The organism is Verrucosispora sp. WMMC514 (assembly GCF_027497295.1).
GTDB classification, from domain to species: Bacteria; Actinomycetota; Actinomycetes; order Mycobacteriales; family Micromonosporaceae; genus Micromonospora; species Micromonospora palythoicola.
Genome location: NZ_CP114906.1, coordinates 2,066,100 through 2,086,227, shown reverse-complemented (window position 1 = coordinate 2,086,227; position 20,128 = coordinate 2,066,100). Strand labels below are relative to the sequence as shown.

12 protein-coding genes and 1 pseudogene are annotated in these 20,128 nt (G+C 72.3%); 7 read left to right on the top strand and 6 right to left on the bottom strand.

Translation table 11 applies throughout. The features are described 5' to 3' along the window. Positions 1-227 precede the first annotated feature (227 nt). Complete coding sequence (locus O7597_RS09555) at positions 228-1,946, top strand: hypothetical protein (protein ID WP_269737375.1); 1,719 nt, start codon at positions 228-230, stop codon at positions 1,944-1,946. Beyond that, entirely contained in the window at positions 1,943-2,104 is a 162-nt protein-coding gene (locus O7597_RS09550; protein WP_164449583.1) for a hypothetical protein, read from the top strand. Before O7597_RS09555 ends, O7597_RS09550 begins: the two co-directional genes overlap by 4 nt. 76 nt (positions 2,105-2,180) lie before the next feature. Here the strand turns inward: O7597_RS09550 and O7597_RS09545 are convergent, their stop codons facing one another. Next, positions 2,181-3,341 carry a glycosyltransferase family 4 protein gene (locus tag O7597_RS09545; RefSeq protein WP_269737374.1) on the bottom strand — a complete coding sequence of 387 codons (1,161 nt, stop codon included), beginning with the start codon at positions 3,339-3,341 and terminating at the stop codon, positions 2,181-2,183. 259 nt (positions 3,342-3,600) lie between these two features. Here O7597_RS09545 and O7597_RS09540 point away from each other — a divergent pair, with 259 nt between their 5' ends. The 4 genes from O7597_RS09540 to O7597_RS09525 all read left to right on the top strand — a co-directional run bounded on the left by O7597_RS09540 (position 3,601) and on the right by O7597_RS09525 (position 11,580). Next, a complete protein-coding gene (locus O7597_RS09540) occupies positions 3,601-5,268 on the top strand; it encodes a substrate-binding domain-containing protein (RefSeq protein ID WP_281582493.1) in 1,668 nt (555 codons plus the stop codon). Beyond that, a complete protein-coding gene (locus tag O7597_RS09535) occupies positions 5,265-9,551 on the top strand; it encodes an alpha-(1->3)-arabinofuranosyltransferase (RefSeq protein WP_281582492.1) in 4,287 nt (1,428 codons plus the stop codon). The genes O7597_RS09540 and O7597_RS09535 overlap by 4 nt, the downstream gene beginning before the upstream one ends. Continuing rightward, positions 9,548-10,369 carry a class I SAM-dependent methyltransferase gene (locus tag O7597_RS09530; protein ID WP_281582491.1) on the top strand — a complete coding sequence of 274 codons (822 nt, stop codon included), beginning with the start codon at positions 9,548-9,550 and terminating at the stop codon, positions 10,367-10,369. Before O7597_RS09535 ends, O7597_RS09530 begins: the two co-directional genes overlap by 4 nt. 68 nt (positions 10,370-10,437) lie before the next feature. Continuing rightward, the gene (locus tag O7597_RS09525; protein ID WP_269738650.1) at positions 10,438-11,580 is read left to right on the top strand and encodes a DUF3068 domain-containing protein; all 1,143 of its coding nucleotides are present in this window, start codon (positions 10,438-10,440) and stop codon (positions 11,578-11,580) included. A gap of 106 nt (positions 11,581-11,686) precedes the next feature. On the opposite strand, the gene O7597_RS09520 is transcribed toward O7597_RS09525, so the two are convergent. Beyond that, entirely contained in the window at positions 11,687-13,357 is a 1,671-nt protein-coding gene (locus tag O7597_RS09520; RefSeq protein WP_281582490.1) for a DUF885 domain-containing protein, read from the bottom strand. A gap of 49 nt (positions 13,358-13,406) precedes the next feature. Beyond that, positions 13,407-14,006, bottom strand: coding sequence for a Uma2 family endonuclease (locus O7597_RS09515; RefSeq protein WP_281582489.1), 600 nt, complete (start codon positions 14,004-14,006; stop codon positions 13,407-13,409). Positions 14,007-14,123: 117 nt separating this feature from the next. Between O7597_RS09515 and O7597_RS09510 the strand changes: the two are divergent. Continuing rightward, positions 14,124-15,239, top strand: a pseudogene (locus tag O7597_RS09510) (DMT family transporter); the annotation flags it as partial. Here the strand turns inward: O7597_RS09510 and O7597_RS09505 are convergent. From O7597_RS09505 to O7597_RS09495, 3 genes are all read right to left on the bottom strand, one after another. Continuing rightward, positions 15,128-16,192 (bottom strand): PHP domain-containing protein, encoded by a 1,065-nt coding sequence (locus tag O7597_RS09505; protein WP_269738646.1) that lies wholly within the window; start codon positions 16,190-16,192, stop codon positions 15,128-15,130. The pseudogene O7597_RS09510 and the gene O7597_RS09505 overlap by 112 nt on opposite strands. 72 nt (positions 16,193-16,264) lie before the next feature. Then, positions 16,265-19,171, bottom strand: coding sequence for a glycosyl hydrolase (locus O7597_RS09500; protein WP_281582487.1), 2,907 nt, complete (start codon positions 19,169-19,171; stop codon positions 16,265-16,267). A gap of 167 nt (positions 19,172-19,338) precedes the next feature. Further along, entirely contained in the window at positions 19,339-20,127 is a 789-nt protein-coding gene (locus O7597_RS09495) for a peptidoglycan DD-metalloendopeptidase family protein (protein ID WP_281582486.1), read from the bottom strand. Position 20,128: the final 1 nt, after the last annotated feature.

Sequence of the window (20,128 nt, the reverse complement as noted above, 5' to 3'; positions counted from 1 at the left end):
CGCATCAACCCGGTCCCGGCGCGGCGCGTCCGGACCAACGGTCCGGTCGACCGTGAGGGAAGGCGGGGAAGGGTTCGCTGCCATGGCGGGAACACTGCCACACCGACCGTCGCGCCTTACATCAGGTCAACGGATGGTTCGATGGTCATCGGCCCGACCACGGCCGCGTACAGTGGCCGCCACCAGCGCGGCCGATCGCCGCGCGCCGGCAGTGGTGAGGTCGACGGATGCGGGAACGGCTGGTGCCGCACGTGGTGGCCGCCACCGTGACGACGGTGGTGCTGGCGCCGCTGGCCCTGCCCGGGTACGTGCTGCGCTACGACATGGTCTTCGTGCCCCGGCCGGCCTTGAGCTGGGAGGTCATCGCCCCGGCCACGGCCCTGCCCCGGGCCGTCCCGCAGGACGCCGTGGTGGCGCTGGTCTCGCAGCTGCTCCCCGGGTGGCTGCTGCAACGACTGGTGCTGGTGGCGATTCTCTACCTGGCCGCGCTGGGCGCCGCGCGGCTGGTGCCGACGCAGCGGGTCGGGGTGCGGGTGGTGGCCGCCCTCGGGTACGCGTGGACGCCGTACCTGGCCGAGCGGCTGCTGATCGGGCAGTGGGGGCTGCTGGTCGCGTACGCCGCACTGCCCTGGCTGGTGCGGGCCGCGATCGGGGTGCGTGACGGCGAGCGGGGTGCCCTGCGTCGGCTGTTGCTGGCCGCGGCGGCGTCCGCGATCACTCCGACCGGCGGGCTGCTCGCCCTGGTCGTGGTCACCGTGCTGCTGGTCGGGCGGTACTCGGGAGCGGCCCGGACCGCCCTGACCGGGATTGGTACGACGCTGCTGCTGAACGCGCCGTGGCTGGTGGCCGGGTTCGTCAGTACGGGCTCAGGCCGCTCCGACCCGGTGGGGGTGGCGGTCTTCGCCGCCCGCGCGGAGAACTGGGCGGGGCCGCTGGTGGCGCTGGCCGGCACCGGCGGAATCTGGAACGGACAGGCCACCCCGGCGTCCCGCGGCGGATGGCTGATACCCGTGGCGACGCTGCTGGTGCTGGCGGTCGCCGGGTACGGCGTGCCGGTGCTGTGGCGCCGCTGGTCGGCGCCGGTCGTCGGTCGGCTCGGCCTGCTGGCGGTCGCCTCGTGGCTGGGTGCCGCGCTCGGGGTGCTGCCCGGTGGGGCGAGCCTGCTGGGCTGGCTGGTCACCGCCGTGCCCGGTGCCGGGCTGCTCCGCGACGGGCAGAAGCTGCTGATGCCGTACGTGCTGCTGCTGGTGGTCGCCGGAGCGCTCGGCGCGGAGCGACTGGCGGGACGCCTCGCGACCCGGTTCGACCAGGCCACCGGGCGGGTGCTGCTGGCCGGCGCGGCATTGCTGCCGCTGGCGGTGCTGCCCGACCTCGCCGTCGGCGGCGCGGGACGGCTGCGGCCGGTGGCGTGGCCGGCGGACTGGGAGACGGTGGCGCGGCTCGTCGACGAGCGGCCGGGCGAGGTGGTGTCGCTGCCGTTCCAGGAGTATCAGAGCTACGCGTGGAACGGTGGCCGGGTGGTGATCGATCCGGCGCCTCGTTACCTCGGCGTGCCGGTCCTGATCGACGACACGCTGCGGGTGGACGGTACCGCGGTCGCCGGTGAGGACCCGCGCGCCGCCCGGCTGCGTGAGCTGCTGGTGGCCGGCGAGCCGGTGGCCGCGGCCGGCCCGCGCTGGGTGCTGGTGCAGCGCGCCGCCGGCCCGACCCCGGACCCGGCGACGCTGGCCGGACTGCGGCCGGTGTACGCCGGTGCCGAGCTGACGTTGTACGAGAATCCGGCGTGGCGTCCGGCGGCGCGGCCGAGCCGTCCCGGCCCGGTGGGCCTGGCGCACCTGTTGGCCGGAACGGTGGTGCTGGTCCTCGTTTTTTCGGGCACTGCGCGATTGTGCTACCGCGTGGTAGCGTCCCGGCACGCGAGTCCCGCGGAAGGAGAAGGTGGATGAGGAACCTGCCCGCGTTCGTCGCCGTCGGGGTACTCGGGGTCGTGCTCGGCATGCTCGGCAGCGTCGGTCTGGCGAACGTGCTCAGCCCGTCCGCCAAGGAGGCTGCCAACACCAAGGTGAGTGAGCAGACCGAGGCCCCGCTGTACGGCACGCGCTGACCTCGAACGGCGCGAAGGCGCCCGCAGTACGCGGGCGCCTTTCGTCGTGTCCAGGATCGTTCGGGTGCCCGGCTGATCAGCCGCTGCGCGGAGTTGCCGCCGTGACCAGCTGTGCGAACCGGGCGCCGGTCGCTGTCCAGGTGTAGCGGGCGGCGTGGGACAGGGCCGCCTCGCCCATCGCCTTGCGTCGGACGTCGTCGGCGAGCAGTTCCCGAACGGCCGCCGTGAACTCCCGCTCGTCGTCGACCAGCAGGCCGGTCTCGGTGTCGACCATCGCCTCGGCGACCCCGCCCGCGTACCTGAAGGCCACGGTCGGGGTGCTGCGGGCGGCCGCCTCCACGATGGTCAGGCCCCAGCCCTCCTTGAGGGACGGGGTGAGCGCGAGCCAGGCCGAGCAGAGCAGGGCGTGCTTCTCCTCCTCGCTGACGAAGCCGGTGAACCGCACCCGGTCGCTGATGCCGAGGGCGGCGCATCGCTCGCGCAGCGGCTCCTCCCACCACCCCTGCCCGGCCACCACCAGCTCCAACTCGGGCAGCTCCGCGGCGAGTTCGGCGACCGTACGCAGGGCGATCTCGACCCGCTTGTGCGGAACCAGGCGGCCGAGCACCAGCAGCGACGGGTTGCGGGTGCGGGGCAGGGACGGACCGGTCACCGGAGGGGTTCCGTTGGGTACCACGTCGATCCGTTCGGCGTCGACGCCGAGGGTCGCCAGCTCGGCGCGGGTCGCCTCGGAGACCGTGACGTAGCGGCACCGCCGGTAGAGCCGTACCGCGAGCCAGGATTCGATCCACCAGCCGAGTCGGCACATCCACGGTCCGAACACCACCGGCCACTGCTCCCGGTGCACGTGGTGGACCAGCGCGATGACCGGCCGCCCGGCGTAGAGCGGCGCGAAGAACGGCACGCCGTTGCAGACGTCGACGATCAGGTCCGGTCGGCCGAGACCTCGTCGGCTCAGCGGGCCCAGGCCGAACCGGCTGGCGAGGCAGACCAGCGCCGCCCGGAGGTACACGGTCATCCGCGAACCGCGCCGCAGCACGCGTACGCCGGATTCGGTGGTCCCGGCCGGCCCGGCGTTGTCGTGGGCGGCACAGAGCAGAGTCACCCGGTGACCGAAGGTGACCAACTCGGCGGCGATCCGCTCGATGTAGACCTCCGAGCCGCCGCCCTCGGGATTGGTGGTGTCTCGCCAGTTGAGGAACAGGACGTGGCGGGAGGGGGTGTCGGTGTTGTCCACGCTGCTCCTACTGGTGAGTAAGTGAGCACGATCGCGCCACCCTAGGGCGGTCCGGCCCGGCTGCGCAATGGGCAGATCTGGCGGCGACGATCCGGTAACGGGTCGGGGACGAGGGGTTTGCCGACGGGCCGAAACCTTGGCAGGGTGTGCAGCGCGACCGCGTGCGATGCCCGGCGTCTGGTGCCCGATGTCGTCGCGGCAGGTGTTGTGACCTGCGGTGGGACATCGTCCGCAGGCGTGACGAGGAGGTGAGGCGGCGGTGGTTGCCGACCGTCCCGCGCCGGCGCGCGTCCTGTCCCGCCGTTCACCGGTGGTGCTGCTCAGTGCCGCCCTCGCGCTGCTGCTCGCCGGCTGGGCGGCGGCGTCGTACATCCGGGCCGATCGGGGCACCCCGACCTGTGTCGAACAGGTCCGGCTCCGAGTGGTGGCCGCTCCGGTGATCGCCCCGGCCCTCGACCGGGTGGCCCGAGCCAACGCCGGAAGCCAACCGTGCGTCTCCGTCGAGGTGCGGGCCCGACCGTCGGTGGCGGTCACCCGGGAACTCGCCGACGACGGCGACGTGGCCGACGCGTGGCTGCCGGAGTCGACGTTCTGGCTGCGCCGGGCCCGTGCCGCTGGTGCTTTCGAGGTACCCGGACAGGGCACGTCGGTGGCGAGCACCCCGGTCGTGCTGGCCGTCACCGACCGGATCGCACGGCGATCCGGTTGGCCGGACAAGCCGCTGAACTGGGCGTCGCTCCTGGGTACCCGGGCGAAAGCGGTCCAGGTCGGGCTGCCCGATCCGGCGGCCGACCCGGCCGGGGTCGGCGCCCTGCTCGGCGCCCGCGCACTGGCCGACGACAACCGGGACTCGGCCGCGACCGTGGCGGCCACGTTGCGTCGGCTCGCCGAGCGGACCTTCAGCCCGGCCGAGGAAACCAGCTCGTTGACCCCGAACCAGGACCTGCCCGGCCGGGTGAGCGTCGTCGCCGCCAGCGAACAGGCGGTGCTGGAACACAACGCCCTGGCGGCCAGCGGCAAGCTGGTGGCGGCGTACCCGGAGGTCGACGTGCCCTGGCTGGACCTGCCGTACGTGGTGCTGCCCGCCGCGCAGGGGCGGGCCCGTGACGCTGCTGGCGCGTTCCTCGACACGCTGCTGACCGGCGAGGCCCGGGAGGTGTTCGCCGGTTACGGCTTCCGGACCGCGGCCGGTTTCCCGCCGGCCATGCCGGATGACGACCGGCTGCGGGCCGAGGAACGTCGGCCGGTGCCGCTGCCAGCCGAGCAGACGGTCAGCGACGTGCTGACCGGTTGGAGCGGCGTCCAGCGCAGCGCCCGGATCCTCACCCTGCTGGACATCTCCGGTTCGATGGCCGCGCCGGTACCCGCCGGTGGCACCCGACTCGACGCCACGGTGCGGGCCGCTCGGGAGGGGGCGGCGCTGCTGCTGGACAACAGCGAACTCGGCATCTGGGCCTTCTCCACCAAGGTCGACGGTGACCGGGACCACCGCGAGATCCTGCCGGTTCGCCCACTGGGTAGCCAGCGCAAACGGTTGACCGAGGCGTTGGCCGAGATCCGGGTCAAGCCGCAGGGCGGCACCGGACTGTACGACAGCACGCTGGCCGCGTACCGCGACGCGCGCCGCAACTGGACGCCGGGCCGGATCAACCTGGTGCTGGTGATGACCGACGGGCGCAACGAGGACGACGACAGCATCGGCCGCGCCGACTTCCTGGCCGAACTCAAGCGGTTGCAGGAACCACGCCGCCCCTTGCCGATCATCTTCATCGGTCTCGGTGCGGACATCGACCCGGAGGAGCTGAAGGCCATCACGAAGGTCACCGGCGGGCGGGTCTTCGTCACCGAGCAGCCGGGCGGGATGCGGCGCATCTTCTTCTCGGCACTGGCCGACCTGAGCTGCCTGCCGCCGGAGTGCCGCCGATGAGGGGAATTCCGGCGCGGCTGCGCCGCTCGCCCGGCACGGTGCTGTCGCTGCTGCTGCTCACCGCGATCGCCTTCGGCCAGCGACCCGGTCAGGTCACCTTCGACACCAAACTCGACCTGGCCGCGAACCCGATCCACTTCATGGCCCGGGCGCTGCACCTGTGGAACCCGGAAGCCACCTCGGGTGAGTTACAGAACCAGGCGTACGGCTACCTGTTCCCGATGGGACCGTTCTTCGCCGCCGGGCAGTGGCTGGGGGTACCGCCCTGGATCACGCAGCGGCTGTGGACGACACTGCTGCTGGTCGCCGCCTTCTACGGGCTGCTGCGGCTGGCCCGGGCGCTGCACATCGGCACCGAACCGACGCGGTACGCGGCGGCGCTCGGCTACGCGCTGGCTCCGCGGATCCTCACCGAGGTCGGCGCGCTCTCCTCGGAGACACTGGCCGCCTCGATGCTGCCCTGGGTGCTGCTGCCGCTGGTGACCGTACGCCGGATCGGTTCTCCGCGCCGGGCGGCGGCGCTCTCCGCCCTGGCCGTGCTCGGCATGGGTGGAATCAATGCGGCGGTGGTGCTGATGGCGCTGCTGCTGCCCGGCGTCTGGTTGCTCACCCGACGGTGGGACGCGCAGCACGTACGGCTGGTCGCCTGGTGGTGCGTCGGGGTCGTCGGGGTCTGCCTGTGGTGGATCGTGCCGCTGCTGCTGCTCGGCCAGTACAGCCTCCCCTTCCTCGACTACATCGAGTCGTCCACCACGACCACCGCGGTGGCCTCCCTGTTCCAGGCGGTACGCGGCACCAACCAGTGGGTCGCGTACATCGTGCAGGGCGAGCCGTGGTGGCCGGCGGGCTGGCTGCTGATCGACCATCCGGTGTTGATGGCGCTGACCGCGGTGGTGGCGCTGATCGGGCTGGCCGGGCTGGCCGGCAACCTGCTGCCGCAGCGGCGCTTCCTGGTGACCGGGTTCCTCACCGGGCTGACCCTGCTCACCATCGGCTACGTCGGGGCGGTCGACAGTCCGCTCTCCGGGGTGGTCCGTGATCTGCTGGACGGCCCGTTGGCACCGTTCCGCAACGTGCACAAGCTCGACCCGGTGCTGCGGCTGCCGCTGATGCTCGGTTTCGCGCACGGTGTCGACGCGGTGGCCACCCGGATGCATCACGCCCTGGCCCGCCGCCGGCCCGGGATCCGGCTGCGTCCGCTGGTCTTCGTGCCGGTGCTGCTGCTCGTGCTGGGTGCGGCCGCACCGGCGTGGCTGGGCCTGTTGCGTCCCGGCCCCGGCTGGTCCGACCTGCCGCCGCACTGGCGATCGGCGGCGACCTGGCTGGCCGACCGCGACGCGCTGGCCCGCACGCTGGTGGTGCCCGGCTCCGGCTTCGGACAGTACGACTGGGGACGCACCGTCGACGAGCCGTTGCAGGCGCTGGCCGAGGCGCCGTGGGCGGTGCGCAACCAGATCCCGCTGGGGTCGGCGGGCAACACCCGGATGATGGACAGCGTCGAGGAGGTACTGGCCAGCGGCCGGGGCTCGGCCGGCCTGGCCGACCTGCTCGCCCGCTCCGGCTTCCGGCACCTGTTGCTGCGGAACGACCTCGACCGGACCCAGGTCGACGCGCCGCCGGTGACGGTGCTGCGTCGGGCGTTGGCCGACTCGCCCGGTATCGCCCGGGTGGCCACCTTCGGCACCACCGAGGCGCTGTCCCGGACCCTCGGCAGCCCGGTGGACGACGGTGCCGGCTCCCCGCCGGCGATCGAGGTGTACGAGGTGCGGCGGCCGGTGCCGCCGGCCTCGGCGGTGCTGACCGCCGACGTGCCGACGGTCAGCGGCGGTCCGGAGTCGCTGCTTCCCCTGCTGGAACAGGGGGTGGTGGAACGGGACCGGCCCGTGGTGCTCGCCGGTGACCGGGCCACGTCTCCGGACGACGCGGTGGGTGACCGGTGGATCGTCACGGACGGCCTACGCCGCCGGGAGCGCGACATCGGTCGGGTCCGGGACAACCTCTCCCAGACGTTGACCGCGAACGAGGCAGGACGACAGCGCCGGGTCGCCCTCGACGTGCTGCCCTTCCCTGGCGAGCAGCACCAGACGACCGCGACCTACCAGGGCATCCGTGCGGTGACGGCGTCGTCGGCCGCGAGCTTCGTGGACAGCTTCGGCCCGGCCGACCCGTCGCACCTGCCGTTCGCCGCCATCGACGGGGAACGCGGCACGGCCTGGCACTCCGCACCGCTGGTCGGGCCGGTCGAACAGTGGCTCCAGGTGGATCTGGACACCCCTCGCCAGGTCGACAGCGTGCGACTCGCGTTCGTCAGCGACCTGGCGGTGGGCTGGCCGGTGCAACGGTTCCGGCTCACCACGGACCGGGGTTCGGTCGATCATGAGGTGGCGCCCACGCTGGGCGGTCACTCGTACTACACGCTGCCCGGCCCCACCAGCCGGATCCGGGTGACGGTGCTGTCGGTGGCCGGCGGCCGCCTCGACGGTGCCGTCGGCATCGAGGAGATGTCCATTCCGGACACCGAACCACGCCGCGCGCTGCGGGCCCCGGCGGATCTGCCGGACGACCTGTCGACACCGGTCAGTTGGGCGTTCAGCCGTGGGCCGGCGGACCGCCCGGCGTGCTATCCGGCGCGGCGGACCGGCCCGGAGGCGGTGCCCGCCGGTGGCTCCGGTGGGGCGTCCACCCGGCCGGACGGCACGGTGATCCGTTGCGACCGGTTCCTCGCGCGGGTCGGTGAGGAACCACTGGGCCTGGACCGGTTGTTCCGCAACCCGGCCGCCGGCACCTATCGGCTGGAGCTGACGGCGGTGCCGCGGCCGGGTGGTGAGCTGACGCTGTCCGGTACGAAGGTACGGGCGGCTTCGTCGTCCCGGCTGAGCGGTGACCCGGCGGTCGCCGGGTACGCGGCGATCGACGGTGACCCGGGAACGGCCTGGCTGGCCGGCACCGGGGACCTGCGTCCCACCCTGACGCTGAGCTGGTCCGGCGAGCGTCGTGTCGACCGGTTGCGGCTGCGGGGGAGCGAGTTGCCGATCGGATCGCTGCCACGACAGGTGGAGATCCACACGCCCGGCCGCGAGGTGCGGGTGTCGGTCGAGGCCGACGGGACGGTCCGCTTCCCGGCGGTGCGTACCGACCGGCTCGAGATCGTGGTGCGGGAGACCGAGCAGCGCTTGGCGGATCTGCGGGGCAACGGCTGGCCCGCCACGGCCGGCATCGCGGAGGTGGAGATCCCGGCGTTGGCGAGCCTGCTGAGCCCGGTCGACACCGATGCGGTGGTGGTGGAGCGCTGCGGTGACGGGCCGACCGTCGAGTTGGGCGGTTTCCGGTACGACACCTCGATCTCGGCCAGCCTGTCGGACGTGCTGGCCGGACGGCCGGTGCCGGTCGGCATCTGCGGCGAGGACGGTGCGGTGCTGGACCTGCCGGCGGGCGGACAGCGGCTGGCCACGTCGCCGTCGGCGGGCTTCGTCGTGCAGGACGCGACGCTGCGGCCGGAGGCCGAGGCGCGCCCCGGGCCCCGGCACCGGGAGGTGACGGTGCTCGACTGGGCGGCGACCGACCGTACCGTCCGGGTCGCCGCCGGTGAGCAGGCGTTGCTGGTGGTGCCGGAGAACGCCAACGCCGGTTGGACGGCCACTCTCGACGGAAAGACGCTGGCCAGTTCCCGGGCGGACGGGTGGCAGCAGGCCTGGGTGCTGCCGGCCGGCGCCGGTGGTGAGGTCCGGCTCGTCTTCGCCCCTGACCGGGCGTACCGGGGCGGTCTGGCGGCCGGCGCGGTGGCGGTGGCGGCCGTGCTGGTGCTGGCCGCCTGGCCGGTGCGCCGCCGGACGACGACCGACGGGGACGCCGCGGTGCCGGGCGGGGACGCGGCGGACGCCATCGCGGCGGAGGCTCCCGCCTGGGTGATCGGGGTGCTGCTGGTGGTGCTGCTCGCCGTGTTGGGCGGGGTGCTTCCGGTGGCCATCGTGCTGGCCGCGATGCTGCTGCGACAACTGGCGGTACGCGCGCTGCCGGTGGTGGTGCTCGGCGGCCTGACCGTGGCCACCGTGACCGCCGTGGCCGGTCGGTTGCAGGGCCACGGACAGGACTGGGCCTACCGGTCGTGGGTGCAGGCGGCGATGCTGGTCGCGATCGGCGCGGTGGTCGCCGCGGTCGTCCCGGTCCCCGGTGTACGCCCCGAGCCGACCATCCCGCATGATGTGACGCCGGGCACGTCCGGTGGGCCGCCGGAGGCGGCCGTCGGCCGGGGTGAGGACGAGGACGGGACGGTGGCGCGGTGACGGCAGCGGACGACCGTACGCGGCGGGCGGAGCGACGCCGATTCGCCTCCCTGCGCCGGTCGGTGGCCCTGTTCCGGGCGTTCCTGGTGGAGCAGACCGACCCCGACCACTTCTACGGACTGCTGGCCGCCGACTCGGTACGTCAGGTGTCCGGCTACACCGAGCTGGCCGGCCGGACACTGCTCGACGTGGGCGGCGGCCCGGGATACTTCGCGGCCGCCTTCCGAGCTGCCGGTGCCCGCTACCTCGGGTTGGACCCGGACGTCGGGGACTTCTCCGCGGCCGGCGGGTCGGTGGCGGGAATGCTGCGGGGCAGCGGCACGGCACTGCCGATCCGTAGCGGCAGCGTGGACGTGGCGTTCTCGTCGAACGTCGTCGAACACGTCGCCCAGCCACCCCGGATGCTGGACGAGATGGTGCGGGTGACCCGGCCCGGCGGGCTCATCTTCGTGTCCTACACCCCCTGGTTGTCGCCGTGGGGTGGCCACGAGACCGCGCCCTGGCACTACCTCGGCGGCAACCGGGCCCGCCGGCGCTACGAGCGGCGGATGGGTCGGCCGCCCAAGAACCGCTACCGGGAGACGCTGTTCCCGGTCTCGATCTCGGACACGCTGCGGTGGGCGCGGGGCAACCGCGACGTCGAGGTGCTGGACGCGTTGCCGCGCTATCACCCGTGGTGGGCGCGGTGGGTGATCCGGGTGCCCGGCGTCCGGGAGGTGGCGGCGTGGAACTTCGTGCTCGTACTGCGCAGGGCCGGTGAACGGCAGCCCGGTGCGGTGGAGAAATCAGAGCTGACCGGGGGTCGCGTGGCTATGTGACTTGGTAGTAACCTCGCGGCCATCCCACTGATTGACATCGACGATATTGAGCTCCTCAGGGAGGAAACATGAAGCACCGCGCCGTGGGTGCCGTGCTGTTCGGCGGCGGCGTCCTGCTCCTGGCGCTGGCCGCCGGGTTGGTGTTCGTCGTCAAGCCCGCGATGACCAAACTGCCCTACGACCTCGATTCGTCGACGTCGGTGGCCGAGGCCAAAGGGGCGACGTTCCTACAGATCACCAACGGTGCGGTCGACATCGTCGATCAGACGGATCTGAAGTCGACCGTCCAGGTCACCCCGGAGCGCGCCAAGACCGCGGCGCTCAGCGGTGACCTCGCCGGTGACGCGGTGGTCTGGCGGGTCGGCCAGACCGTCGAGCGGACCGATACCAAGGCGTTGGTCAGCGCGTACGGCGCCGAGCTGGCGCTGGATCGGGTCTCCGCGGCGGCTGTGGACTGGAACGAGCAGTTCCTCGACGAGAGCGGCACGCCGGAGAAGGTCGCCTTCGCCGGCCAGGTCTACAAGTTCCCGTTCAACTCCGCCAAGGAGAACTACGAGGTCTTCGACCGGGATCTGCGGCAGACCCGGATGGCCGAGTTCAAGGGCACCGAGGACGTCAACGGCGTCGAGGCGTACCGGTACGAGCAGGTCATCACCGACGAGAAGCTGCCGTTGGCCACCGACCGGGTGGGACTGCTGCTCGGCGCGCTCGCGCCCGGCTCCACCTCGGGTGACGTCGTCTACAGCAACACCCGTACGGTCTGGGTGGACCCGGTCACCGGTTCCTACCTGAAGGTCCGGGAGCAGCAGAAGAAGGTGCTCGTGCCGAACACGGGCACCCCGGTGACGCTGCTCGACGCCGACTTCTCCTACAACGAGGAGACGGTGGCGTCCTCGGTGGACCGGGCCAAGGAGAGCCGGAACCAGCTCAACATCCTCGGTGTCTTCGCGCCGCTCGGTCTCGCCGTGCTGGGCCTGGTGCTGATCCTGGTCGGGCTGCTGGTCTCCCGTAGCCGTAGGCCGGCCACGGTGGCCAGGCACGCCGCCGTGGACCCGGCGCCGACCCGCGTCGACCAGCCACCGGTGCGGGACGACGCGCGGGAGGGTGGGCCGTTGACCGACGAGATCCCGCCCGCCTCGACCAACTGGAAGTCCGAGGAGCCCACGGTGCCGAGCCAGCGGGCGGCACAGGGCGAGTCGGAGAAGCAGTAGCACCAGAAGTGATGTCGGGGGGCGGGCCGTCGGCCCGCCCCCCCTGCGGACATCGACACTCGGGTGTCCGGCCCGTCATCCGCCAGACCAACCGACCGCACAGGTGTCAGAGGCGGGCCAGGGCACGGCGCAGCGGGTCGAGACCGAGCCCGCCGAGGTCGAGCGCCTGGCGATGGAACTCCCGCAGGTCGAAGTCGGCGCCCTTGCGGGCCTTCGCGTCCTCCCGCGCCTGAAGCCAGATCCGCTCGCCCACCTTGTACGACGGCGCCTGCCCCGGCCAACCCAGGTAGCGGTTGAGCTCGAAGCGCAGTATCTCGTCCGGCACCCGGCAGTGCGCCCGCAGGAACTCCCAACCAAGCTCCGGGGTCCAGCGCTCACCCGGATGGAAGTCGAACGGGTTGTCCTTGGGAATCTCCAGCTCCAGGTGCATGCCGATGTCCACGATCACCCGGGCCGCCCGCAGCGCCTGACCGTCCAGCATGCCGAGCCGGTTGCCCGGGTCGTCCAGGTAGCCCAGTTCCTCCATTAGCCGCTCGGCGTACAACGCCCAACCCTCGCCGTGCCCGGAGACCCAGCAGAGCAGCCGCTGCCAGCGGTTGAGCAGATCGGCCCGGACTGCGGTCTGGCCGATCTGGAGGTGATGGCCGGGAACCCCCTCGTGGTAGACGGTGGTCACCTCCCGCCAGGTGGAGAAGTCCGTCAGGCCCTGCGGCACCGCCCACCACATCCGACCCGGCCGGGTGAAGTCCTCGCTCGGGCCGGTGTAGTAGATCGAGCCGTCGCTGGTCGGCGCGATCATGCACTCGATCCGCCGGACCTGCTCGGGGATGTCGAAATGGGTGCCGTGCAGGTCGCTGATCGCCTGATCGGCCAACTCCTGCATCCAGTCGCGGAACGCGTCCCGACCCCGGATGGTGCGCGCCGGGTCGGCGTCCAACGTCGCCACGGCTTCGTCGATGGTCGCGCTCGGACCGGCGATCTGAGCGGCCACCGTCCGCATGTCGGCCTCCAACCGGGCCAACTCGGCGAACCCCCAGGCGTACGTCTCGTCGAGGTCGATGCGGGCACCGAGGAAGTACTGGGAGGCCAGCTCGTAGCGTTCGCGGCCGGCGGCCTGCTTCTCCCGCCCGTGCGGGGCCAGCTCGGTGCGCAGGAACTGGCCGAACTCGGCGGTCGCCGCCGTGGCCGCCGCCGCGCCGCGGCGCAGCTCGGAGCCGAGGGGGCCCTGTTCGCCCAGCCGTTCGACAAGCCCGTGGAAGACGTTGTCACCGTCCGGATCGACCCAGACGTCGCACTGCTTGGCCACCTCGATCAGCTGGGTACGCGAGCTGACCCGCCCGGCCGCCGCCGCCTCGCGCAACGTGGTCTTGTACTCCTCCAACGCGTGCGGGAAGAGGTTCAGCCGGGCGGCCAGGTTGGCCCGGGCCTGCTCCCCGTCCGTGGGCATCAGGTCGAAGACCATCCGGATCTCGTGCAGCCCGCTGGTGATGACGCTGACCTCGCTGGTGGTCTCGCCGGCGTCGTACAGGTCCAGTTCGAGACCGAGGCGCTCCTGCATCGCCTCGCGCGCGGTGCGCTCGGCCTCCGTCTCCGGCTCGATGGTGTCGAGCTCGGCCAGGGCACGTCGGGCCAACTCGGCGCGCGCGGCGTACCCGTCCGGTGACAGGTCGTCGAACTTGTCGTCATGGCCGGCGATGCCGACATAGGTGGCGCCGGTCGGGCTCAGCGCCGCCCACTCGGCGACGTAGCGGTCGGCCAGCTCGTCGATTCTTCCCACGCTGCGCACCCTACGCGAGGCGGGCGCCGAGGTGGTGCCGCCGAACCGGTCAGGGCAGCAGGTCGGCCGGGTCGAAGTCGATCGGGAACGGCTCGTCGGCGCGGAGTCGGTCGCCGCTGACCGCCTTGGCGAGCGTGTCGTAGCCGCCGAACTTACCGAGGGTGAACAGCTCCACCGCGACGTGCCGCAGCCGGCGGGAGATCTCCACCCGCATGAAGTAGGGCACCCGACCCTCGGCGCAGCGCATCGGTTTGTCGACGAAGTCCTGCCGGCGGCTGCCGGGGGAGACGAACTCCACGGCCATGGTGCACAGGTGGGCCGGGATCCAGCGATCCTCCTCGTCCGTCTTCGGCAGCGCGTGCAGCACGGTGACGTCCGGCTGGATCCACCGCTGCGGCGAGAAGGTGAGGTTCACCTGCCCGAAGACGTAGAAGCCGTGGGCCTCGGCAGAGGGTGAGATCAGCCGGGCGAGCTTCATCTCGCCGTAGCTGTTCGTGCCGACCTCGGCGGGCGTCATGACCAACCTCCCGTCGATGCACTCGTAGCGCGCATCGGGTAGCTCAGGCAACGGGAGGTAGCGGTCGGCGAGCTGGGTCGTCCACATGCCGTCGAGGTCGACGAGCGGGTCGAAGCGGATCGGCATCGCCATGGTGTTACACCTCCTCGGTCGGTCAACGCTCTACAAATGTATGTGGTTTCTGTGGCGCGCGACACGACGGCCGAAAACCGCAGGACAATGTCGTACCCCGGCGGCAGAGTGTCAGGGGTGACAGGCGACTTCACCCCTGACCGACCGGCGCTGCGGAGCTGGCTGCCCGGCTTCATCGCCCTCGCCGCGATCTGGGGTTCCAGCTTCCTCTTCATCAAGGTCGGGGTGGCCGAGCTGCACCCGCTGCACCTCACCCTCTACCGGGTCGGCTCCGGCGCGCTGACCCTGCTGGTGGTGCTCGCCGTGCTGCGCGACCGGCTGCCCCGCGATCCGCGGGTCTGGGGCCACCTGACCGTGATCGCCGCCTTCGGGGTGGCGCTGCCGTTCACCCTGTTCGGCTACGGCGAGCAGCGGGTCGAGTCGATGCTCGCCGGCATCTGGAACGCGACCACTCCGCTCGTCGTGCTGCCGCTGGCGGTGCTGGTGTTCCGCACCGAGCGGCTGACCGTGCGCGGTGCGGTCGGGCTGGGGCTCGGCTTCACCGGGGTGATGGTGGTGCTCGGCGTCTGGCAGGGCATCGGTGGCGCGCACTTCGTGGGCCAGCTCATGTGCTTCGGTGCCGCCGCCTGCTACGGCCTGGCCATCCCGTACCAGAAGAAGTTCATCGCCGGCAGCACCCTGTCGGGGTTGTCCCTGTCGGCGGCGCAGCTGATCGTCGCGGCGGTCCAGCTCGCCATCGTGGCACCGGTGGTGGCCGGTGCGCCGCCGCTGCCGACCGCGCTGTCGCCGCGGGTGCTCGCGGCCGTGCTGGCGCTGGGCGCGCTCGGCACCGGGCTCGCCTTCGTGATCCATCTGCGGAACATCCGGGTCGTGGGCGCGACCACCGCCTCCACCGTGACGTACCTGATCCCGGTGTTCGCGGTGCTCATCGGTGCCGTCGTGCTCGGCGAGCGGCTCACCTGGCACCAGCCGGTCGGGGCGCTGATCGTGCTGCTCGGCGTGGCCGTGTCGCAGGGCCTGCTCGGCCGACGGCGTCGCCGGGTCGCGCCGGGGGTGGGCGCCCCGACGGCACCGCTCGTCGAGCCCGCCACCCGCTGACCGAACGCGGGCGAGCGGGGCGGTCAGGCACCTGTCCAGGCCACCAGTTCGTCGGCCGTCCATGTGTTGACCACGCGGTCGGCGGGGACTCCGCACAATGCGGCCCGCTCGCAGCCGAAGCGCTGCCAGTCCAACTGGCCGGGCGCGTGCGCGTCGGTGTTGATGGCGAACCGGCAACCGGCCTCCAGCGCCCGCCGGATCAACCGCTTCGGCGGATCCTGCCGCTCCGGGCGCGAATTGATCTCCACGGCGGTGTCGTGTGCCACGCAGGCGGCGAAGACGGCGTCGGCGTCGAAATCGCTCTCCGCCCGGGTCCGGGCGCGGTGCCCCCGGTCGCCCGGCCCGGTCACCCCGGCCGGCCGCGACGAGACCATCCGGCCCGTGCAGTGGCCGAGGATGTCCAGGTGCGGGTTCGCGATGGCGGTCAGCATCCGGCGGGTCATCTTCGCCCGGTCGTCGTTCAGCCCGCTGTGCACCGACCCGACCACCACATCCAGCCGGGCCAGCAACTCCTCGTCCTGGTCGAGCGAACCGTCGGCGAGGATGTCCACCTCGATACCGGTGAGGATGCGGAACCCCTCCGGCAGCGCCTCGTTGAGCCGGGCCACGTGGTCGAGCTGGCGGCGGAGCCGGTCCGCGGTGAGCCCCCGGGCCACCTTCAGCCGGGGCGAATGGTCGGTCAGCACCAGGTACTCGTGGCCCAGCTCCACGGCGGCCAGCGCCATCTCCTCGATCGGTGACCCACCGTCTGACCAGTCGGAGTGGGTGTGGCAGTCGCCGCGAAGGGCGGTACGCAGGGCGGTGGCCTCGGCGTCCAGGTCAGTGCCCTCGGTGGCGACCAGCCGGCGCAGGTAGACCGGCTCCTCCCCGGCCACCGACTCGGCCACGCAGCGGGCGGTGACGTCGCCGACCCCGGTCAGCTCGGTGAGCTTGCCGGTCCGGGCCCGCTCGGTCACCTCCTCGGCCGGCAGCGCGGCCAGCGCCTTGGCCGCCGACCGGAAGGCGCGTACCCGGTAGGTAGCCTCGTTCGCCCGCTCCAGCAGGAAGGCGATCCGGCGCAGGTCGGCGATGGGGTCGCGCTCGGTCATGCCATGAAACCTACGCGGCCGCGCCGCCGGTCGCGGGACGACCGGCGGCGCGGGGCGGAGCAGGGTGCGCGATCAGGCGTACGGCAGCCGCACCAGGGAGCGGTTACCGACACCGAGGGTGGTGGAGTTGTTGCCGATGGCGGACCACACCTCCACCCGGACGGTGCCGCTGCGCAGGTTGCCGAGGGAACCGCTGCTGGAGTGCAGCCCGGCGGTCTGGGTGTAGTGCTCCCAGCCAGGTACCGGGTCGGTGGCGAAGTAGCGGTACGTCTCCACCCGCTCCCAACTGCCGTCACCGGTCAGGTCGTACGAGACGCGGGCCTGCACCCCGTTGCCGACCGCCGTGCCGGCGTCCAGGAACAGGTCGAACGCGGTCTGCCCGCCGTTGTGGTCGAGGTTGAGCCCGGTCGCGGTGAACACCACCGGGTTGCGCGGCGTGCCGTCGTGGTTCGCGCCACCGGCGCTGCCCACGGTGGTGGTGCCGGCGCTGCCGGAGGCACCCAGACCGCCACCGGAGAGCAGGTAGCGCACCGGTGAGCTGGACGGCGGGTCGGTCGGCGTCGGCGTGGGCGTGGGCGTCGGGGTCGGGGTGGACGTCGGGGTCGGTGTCGGGCTCGGTGGCGTACCCCCGCCGCCGCTACCTCCGCTCCAGGTGTGCGCCCCACTTGTGATGGTGCGCCCGGCGGCCACGGTCAGCTGCGTGCCGTCGGAGAACCGCACGGTCAGCGGCGAGCCGGAGATGTTGCTGGCGACGTACGTCCGGCCTCCGTTGCGGTTGAACACCGCGGCCAGCGGGTGGTCGGCGGTGATCCCGGTGTCGACCCGGCCGAGAGCCGCCAGGTTGCGGACCCAGTGGAAGGTGTGCGCCCGGCTCTCGCCCTCCTCCGGGGTGTAGCCGGGGTTGGCCCGCAGCTTGGCCAGCGCCGCGTCGGCGTCACCGAGGGCGAGGAACTGCCAGTGGATGTCCTGCCACACGGTCGGCTCGCCGCCGTTGTTGCGGACCAGTTCGGCGTACTTCACCGAGTTGTAGTTCGGGTGCTGGCCCAGGTAGAGGTGCCCGCCGGTGATCGGCAGCAGGTTGATGCCCTGGATCATCTCGGGCTCGGCACTGAACCAGGTGGCGTACGCGCCGCCGTCACCCCAGACCATGCCCACGTTGGAGTGCCCGAACTCGGCGGGGAAGTTCTCGCCGGTGACGTCGAACCAGTACTCGTGGATCGCCGCGGCCTGCGTGGTGTAGAGGTAGATGCCGGCGTCGCGTACCGCGGTGTTGCCGGTGACCTGCCCCCACTGGATCAGGGCGTTGGCGAAGTTCATCCCCTCCGACGACGACTCCTGGTTGTTGCCGCTGGCGAACGCGCCGTGCCCGGAGGCCCAGTCGTGCCCGGCGTAGATGTCGAAGTCGCGCAGGTACGGGAAGCGGGTGTCCGACCGGTCGTAGTTGTTCGCGTCCCGGATGAGCAGGTCGATCATGCCGCCGTACTGGTCCTGCCGGGCCCAGTTCGGGTCGAACTTGGCGAGCGTGGCGGCGGCGGCGATGTAGTAGCCGTAGTGGAAGTGGTGGTCGTTGAGTTCCTGGTCGGAGCCGTACGACGCCGGGTAGCCGATGAGTGTTCCCCACCGCTGGTCGTAGTAGAACAGCCGCTGGGTCTCGCCGGACGAGGCGGTGAGCCAGTCGTTGAGGGTGGTGCGGATGGCGTTCAGCGCCGAGGTGCGGGTCTCGCTGTCCCCGACCAGGTCGGCGATCTCGGCGATGCGGGCGGCCCGGCCGAGCCCCTTGCCGGTCCAGTAGGTGTCGTTGCCGCGCTGGTCCATCGGGTTGGCCCGCACCGCCGCCAGGTGCTGCCGCAGCGTGGTCAGGTCGGCGCCGGTTCCGGTGGCGACGGCGGGCAGCTCGGGCAGTACCCCGTTGAACCGCATCGAGGTGCGGAACTCGTCAACCCCGGTGACCACCTTCATCCGGCCCCGGGCGGACGGGTAGGTCGGTGCGATCGGGGTGGCCCCGGTCAGCGCCCGCCACTGGTGCGGGTAGAGGCTGACCACCGTCCGCGTCTCGGTGCCCTCGCGGGGCGTGGTGGTGAAGGCGTACCGGGTCTCCACCCGGCTGGTCGCCGCGTTGTAGCTGTAGCTGACCCGGGTGCCGGTGACGTGGGCGTGCGCGTACTGACCGTAGGTGTTGGCCAGCTGGGTGCGGGCGCTGCCGCCACCGGTGGCCGGGAGCAGCGCGACGGTGAAGTAGCCGCGCCCGGCGAGGTTGGAGCTGATCCGGCTGCCGCTGACGGTCCAGGTCGCGCCGGTCGGCGCGTACGCCACGTAGTCGTGGCCGCGCACGGTGAAGCCGACGCTGCTGCCGCTGTTGGACCAGACCGTGGGGCTGCCGCCGGTCGCGTTGATCACCGCGTCGCCGCCGGTGGTCCGGAAGTACGCGAGCGGCAACCCGTGGCCGATGGTGGCGCGCATCGTCCGCGCCCCGTCGCTCCAGTACGGGGTGACCGTCCAGTCCGTCCAACCGTCCACCAGCGCGTTGGGGGCGGCCAGTCCGGCCACGCCGACCCGGATGTCCTCGACGTACGGGTACTTGAACTCGCCGACCCCGGTTGCGGTGCCGGAGATGGCGGGAGTCGAGGTGGCGGAGAAGCCCAGCCCGTCGGTGACGGGTTGGTAGGACACCGGATGCGCGTGCAGGGGCTCGCTGAAGGTGCAGTTCAGCCGCTTCCACAGCAGCGACGACCACCAGTCGTTGGTGGGTACGGCCCCCGATGGCGCGGCGGCGGTGACGTACTGCCGGGGGTTGCTGGCGATGGTGCCGCAGCCGCCGGGGAGCGGGCCGACCGCGGTGGTGGTGTAGCTGCCGGCACCGACCGGCGCGGCCTGCGCCGCGGAGCCGGCGATGACGGCCAGCCCGCCGAGGACCAGGGTCGCGGCGGCGGTGGCGGCCAGGATTCGATGGTGGGGGCGGCGTGGGACGGGAGGTCTCATCTTTCCTCCAACGCGTGCCGGCCCGGCCGCGCCGGTCGGCGCACGCTTCGTCGGTATTGTGAACGTTAGTGACCTGAGAGAGCGCTCTCTCTAGTTACGCCGGACGGTAGTTCACCAGCGAGACCTGCGTCAATGTTTCGGACTGATGAAACGCGGATGACGCCGGATCAGCGCGTCGGCGGCTTCCTCGGGCAGCCGTGCTTGCGATGCCACTCGGTCACCTCGGCCGCCGGCGCCCGGTTGCCGCCCTTGCGCCACGAGTCGAGGTACGGCGCGGGCCAGACCACACCCCGGCGGATCCACCAGCCGTCCTCGCCCAGGCACGGCGGGGAGATGCCGAAGTGCAGATGGCAGACGTTGTTGGCGTTGCCGGTGCGGCCCACCGTGCCGAGCTGCTGGCCGGCCCGTACCCGCACCCCGGCGTCGACGCCTTCGGCGATCTCGGTCAGGTGTGAGCCGTAGTAACGCACCCCGTCGTCACCGATGACCGACACGGACAGGCCGCCGTTGTACGGCCCCTGTGGACCGCTCTTCCGGTACCGGTCACGCCGGCTGACCTCACCGATCGTGCCGTCGGTGACCGCGACGACCGGCTCACCGCAGTCGGCGAAGATGTCCGTCCCGGGGTACGCCGAGTGGGTCGGGTGATACGACACCTTCTTGGCGCGTACCGGAAAGACGTGCGGCAGGCCCGCGCGCGGTGTCGCCGGCTGGTCCGGACGATCGGGCGCCGCGCTGGTCGCGCCGGGTGCGCCGGTGGTCGCCACGGCCGTCGGGCTCACCCCGGCCGTCGGACTCAGCCCGGCGGTCGGGCTCGACACGGCGGTCGGGCTGACCAGTGCGGTCGGGCCGGCGCCCGTCGGTGCGTCGGGCACACCGCAGCCGCTCGCCGCGAGCACCGGCGCGAGCAGCAACAGGGCGTACGCGCGCCGGCGTCCGATCGTCAGCGGAACCATC

Coding starts and splice junctions, on each gene's coding strand:
- O7597_RS09555 (WP_269737375.1), top strand. CDS start 228: ATGCGGGAACGGCTGGTGCCGCACGTGGTGGCCGCCACCGTGACGACG.
- O7597_RS09550 (WP_164449583.1), top strand. CDS start 1,943: ATGAGGAACCTGCCCGCGTTCGTCGCCGTCGGGGTACTCGGGGTCGTG.
- O7597_RS09535 (WP_281582492.1), top strand. CDS start 5,265: ATGAGGGGAATTCCGGCGCGGCTGCGCCGCTCGCCCGGCACGGTGCTG.
- O7597_RS09525 (WP_269738650.1), top strand. CDS start 10,438: ATGAAGCACCGCGCCGTGGGTGCCGTGCTGTTCGGCGGCGGCGTCCTG.
- O7597_RS09515 (WP_281582489.1), bottom strand. CDS start 14,006: ATGGCGATGCCGATCCGCTTCGACCCGCTCGTCGACCTCGACGGCATG.
- O7597_RS09505 (WP_269738646.1), bottom strand. CDS start 16,192: ATGACCGAGCGCGACCCCATCGCCGACCTGCGCCGGATCGCCTTCCTG.
- O7597_RS09500 (WP_281582487.1), bottom strand. CDS start 19,171: ATGAGACCTCCCGTCCCACGCCGCCCCCACCATCGAATCCTGGCCGCC.
- O7597_RS09495 (WP_281582486.1), bottom strand. CDS start 20,127: ATGGTTCCGCTGACGATCGGACGCCGGCGCGCGTACGCCCTGTTGCTG.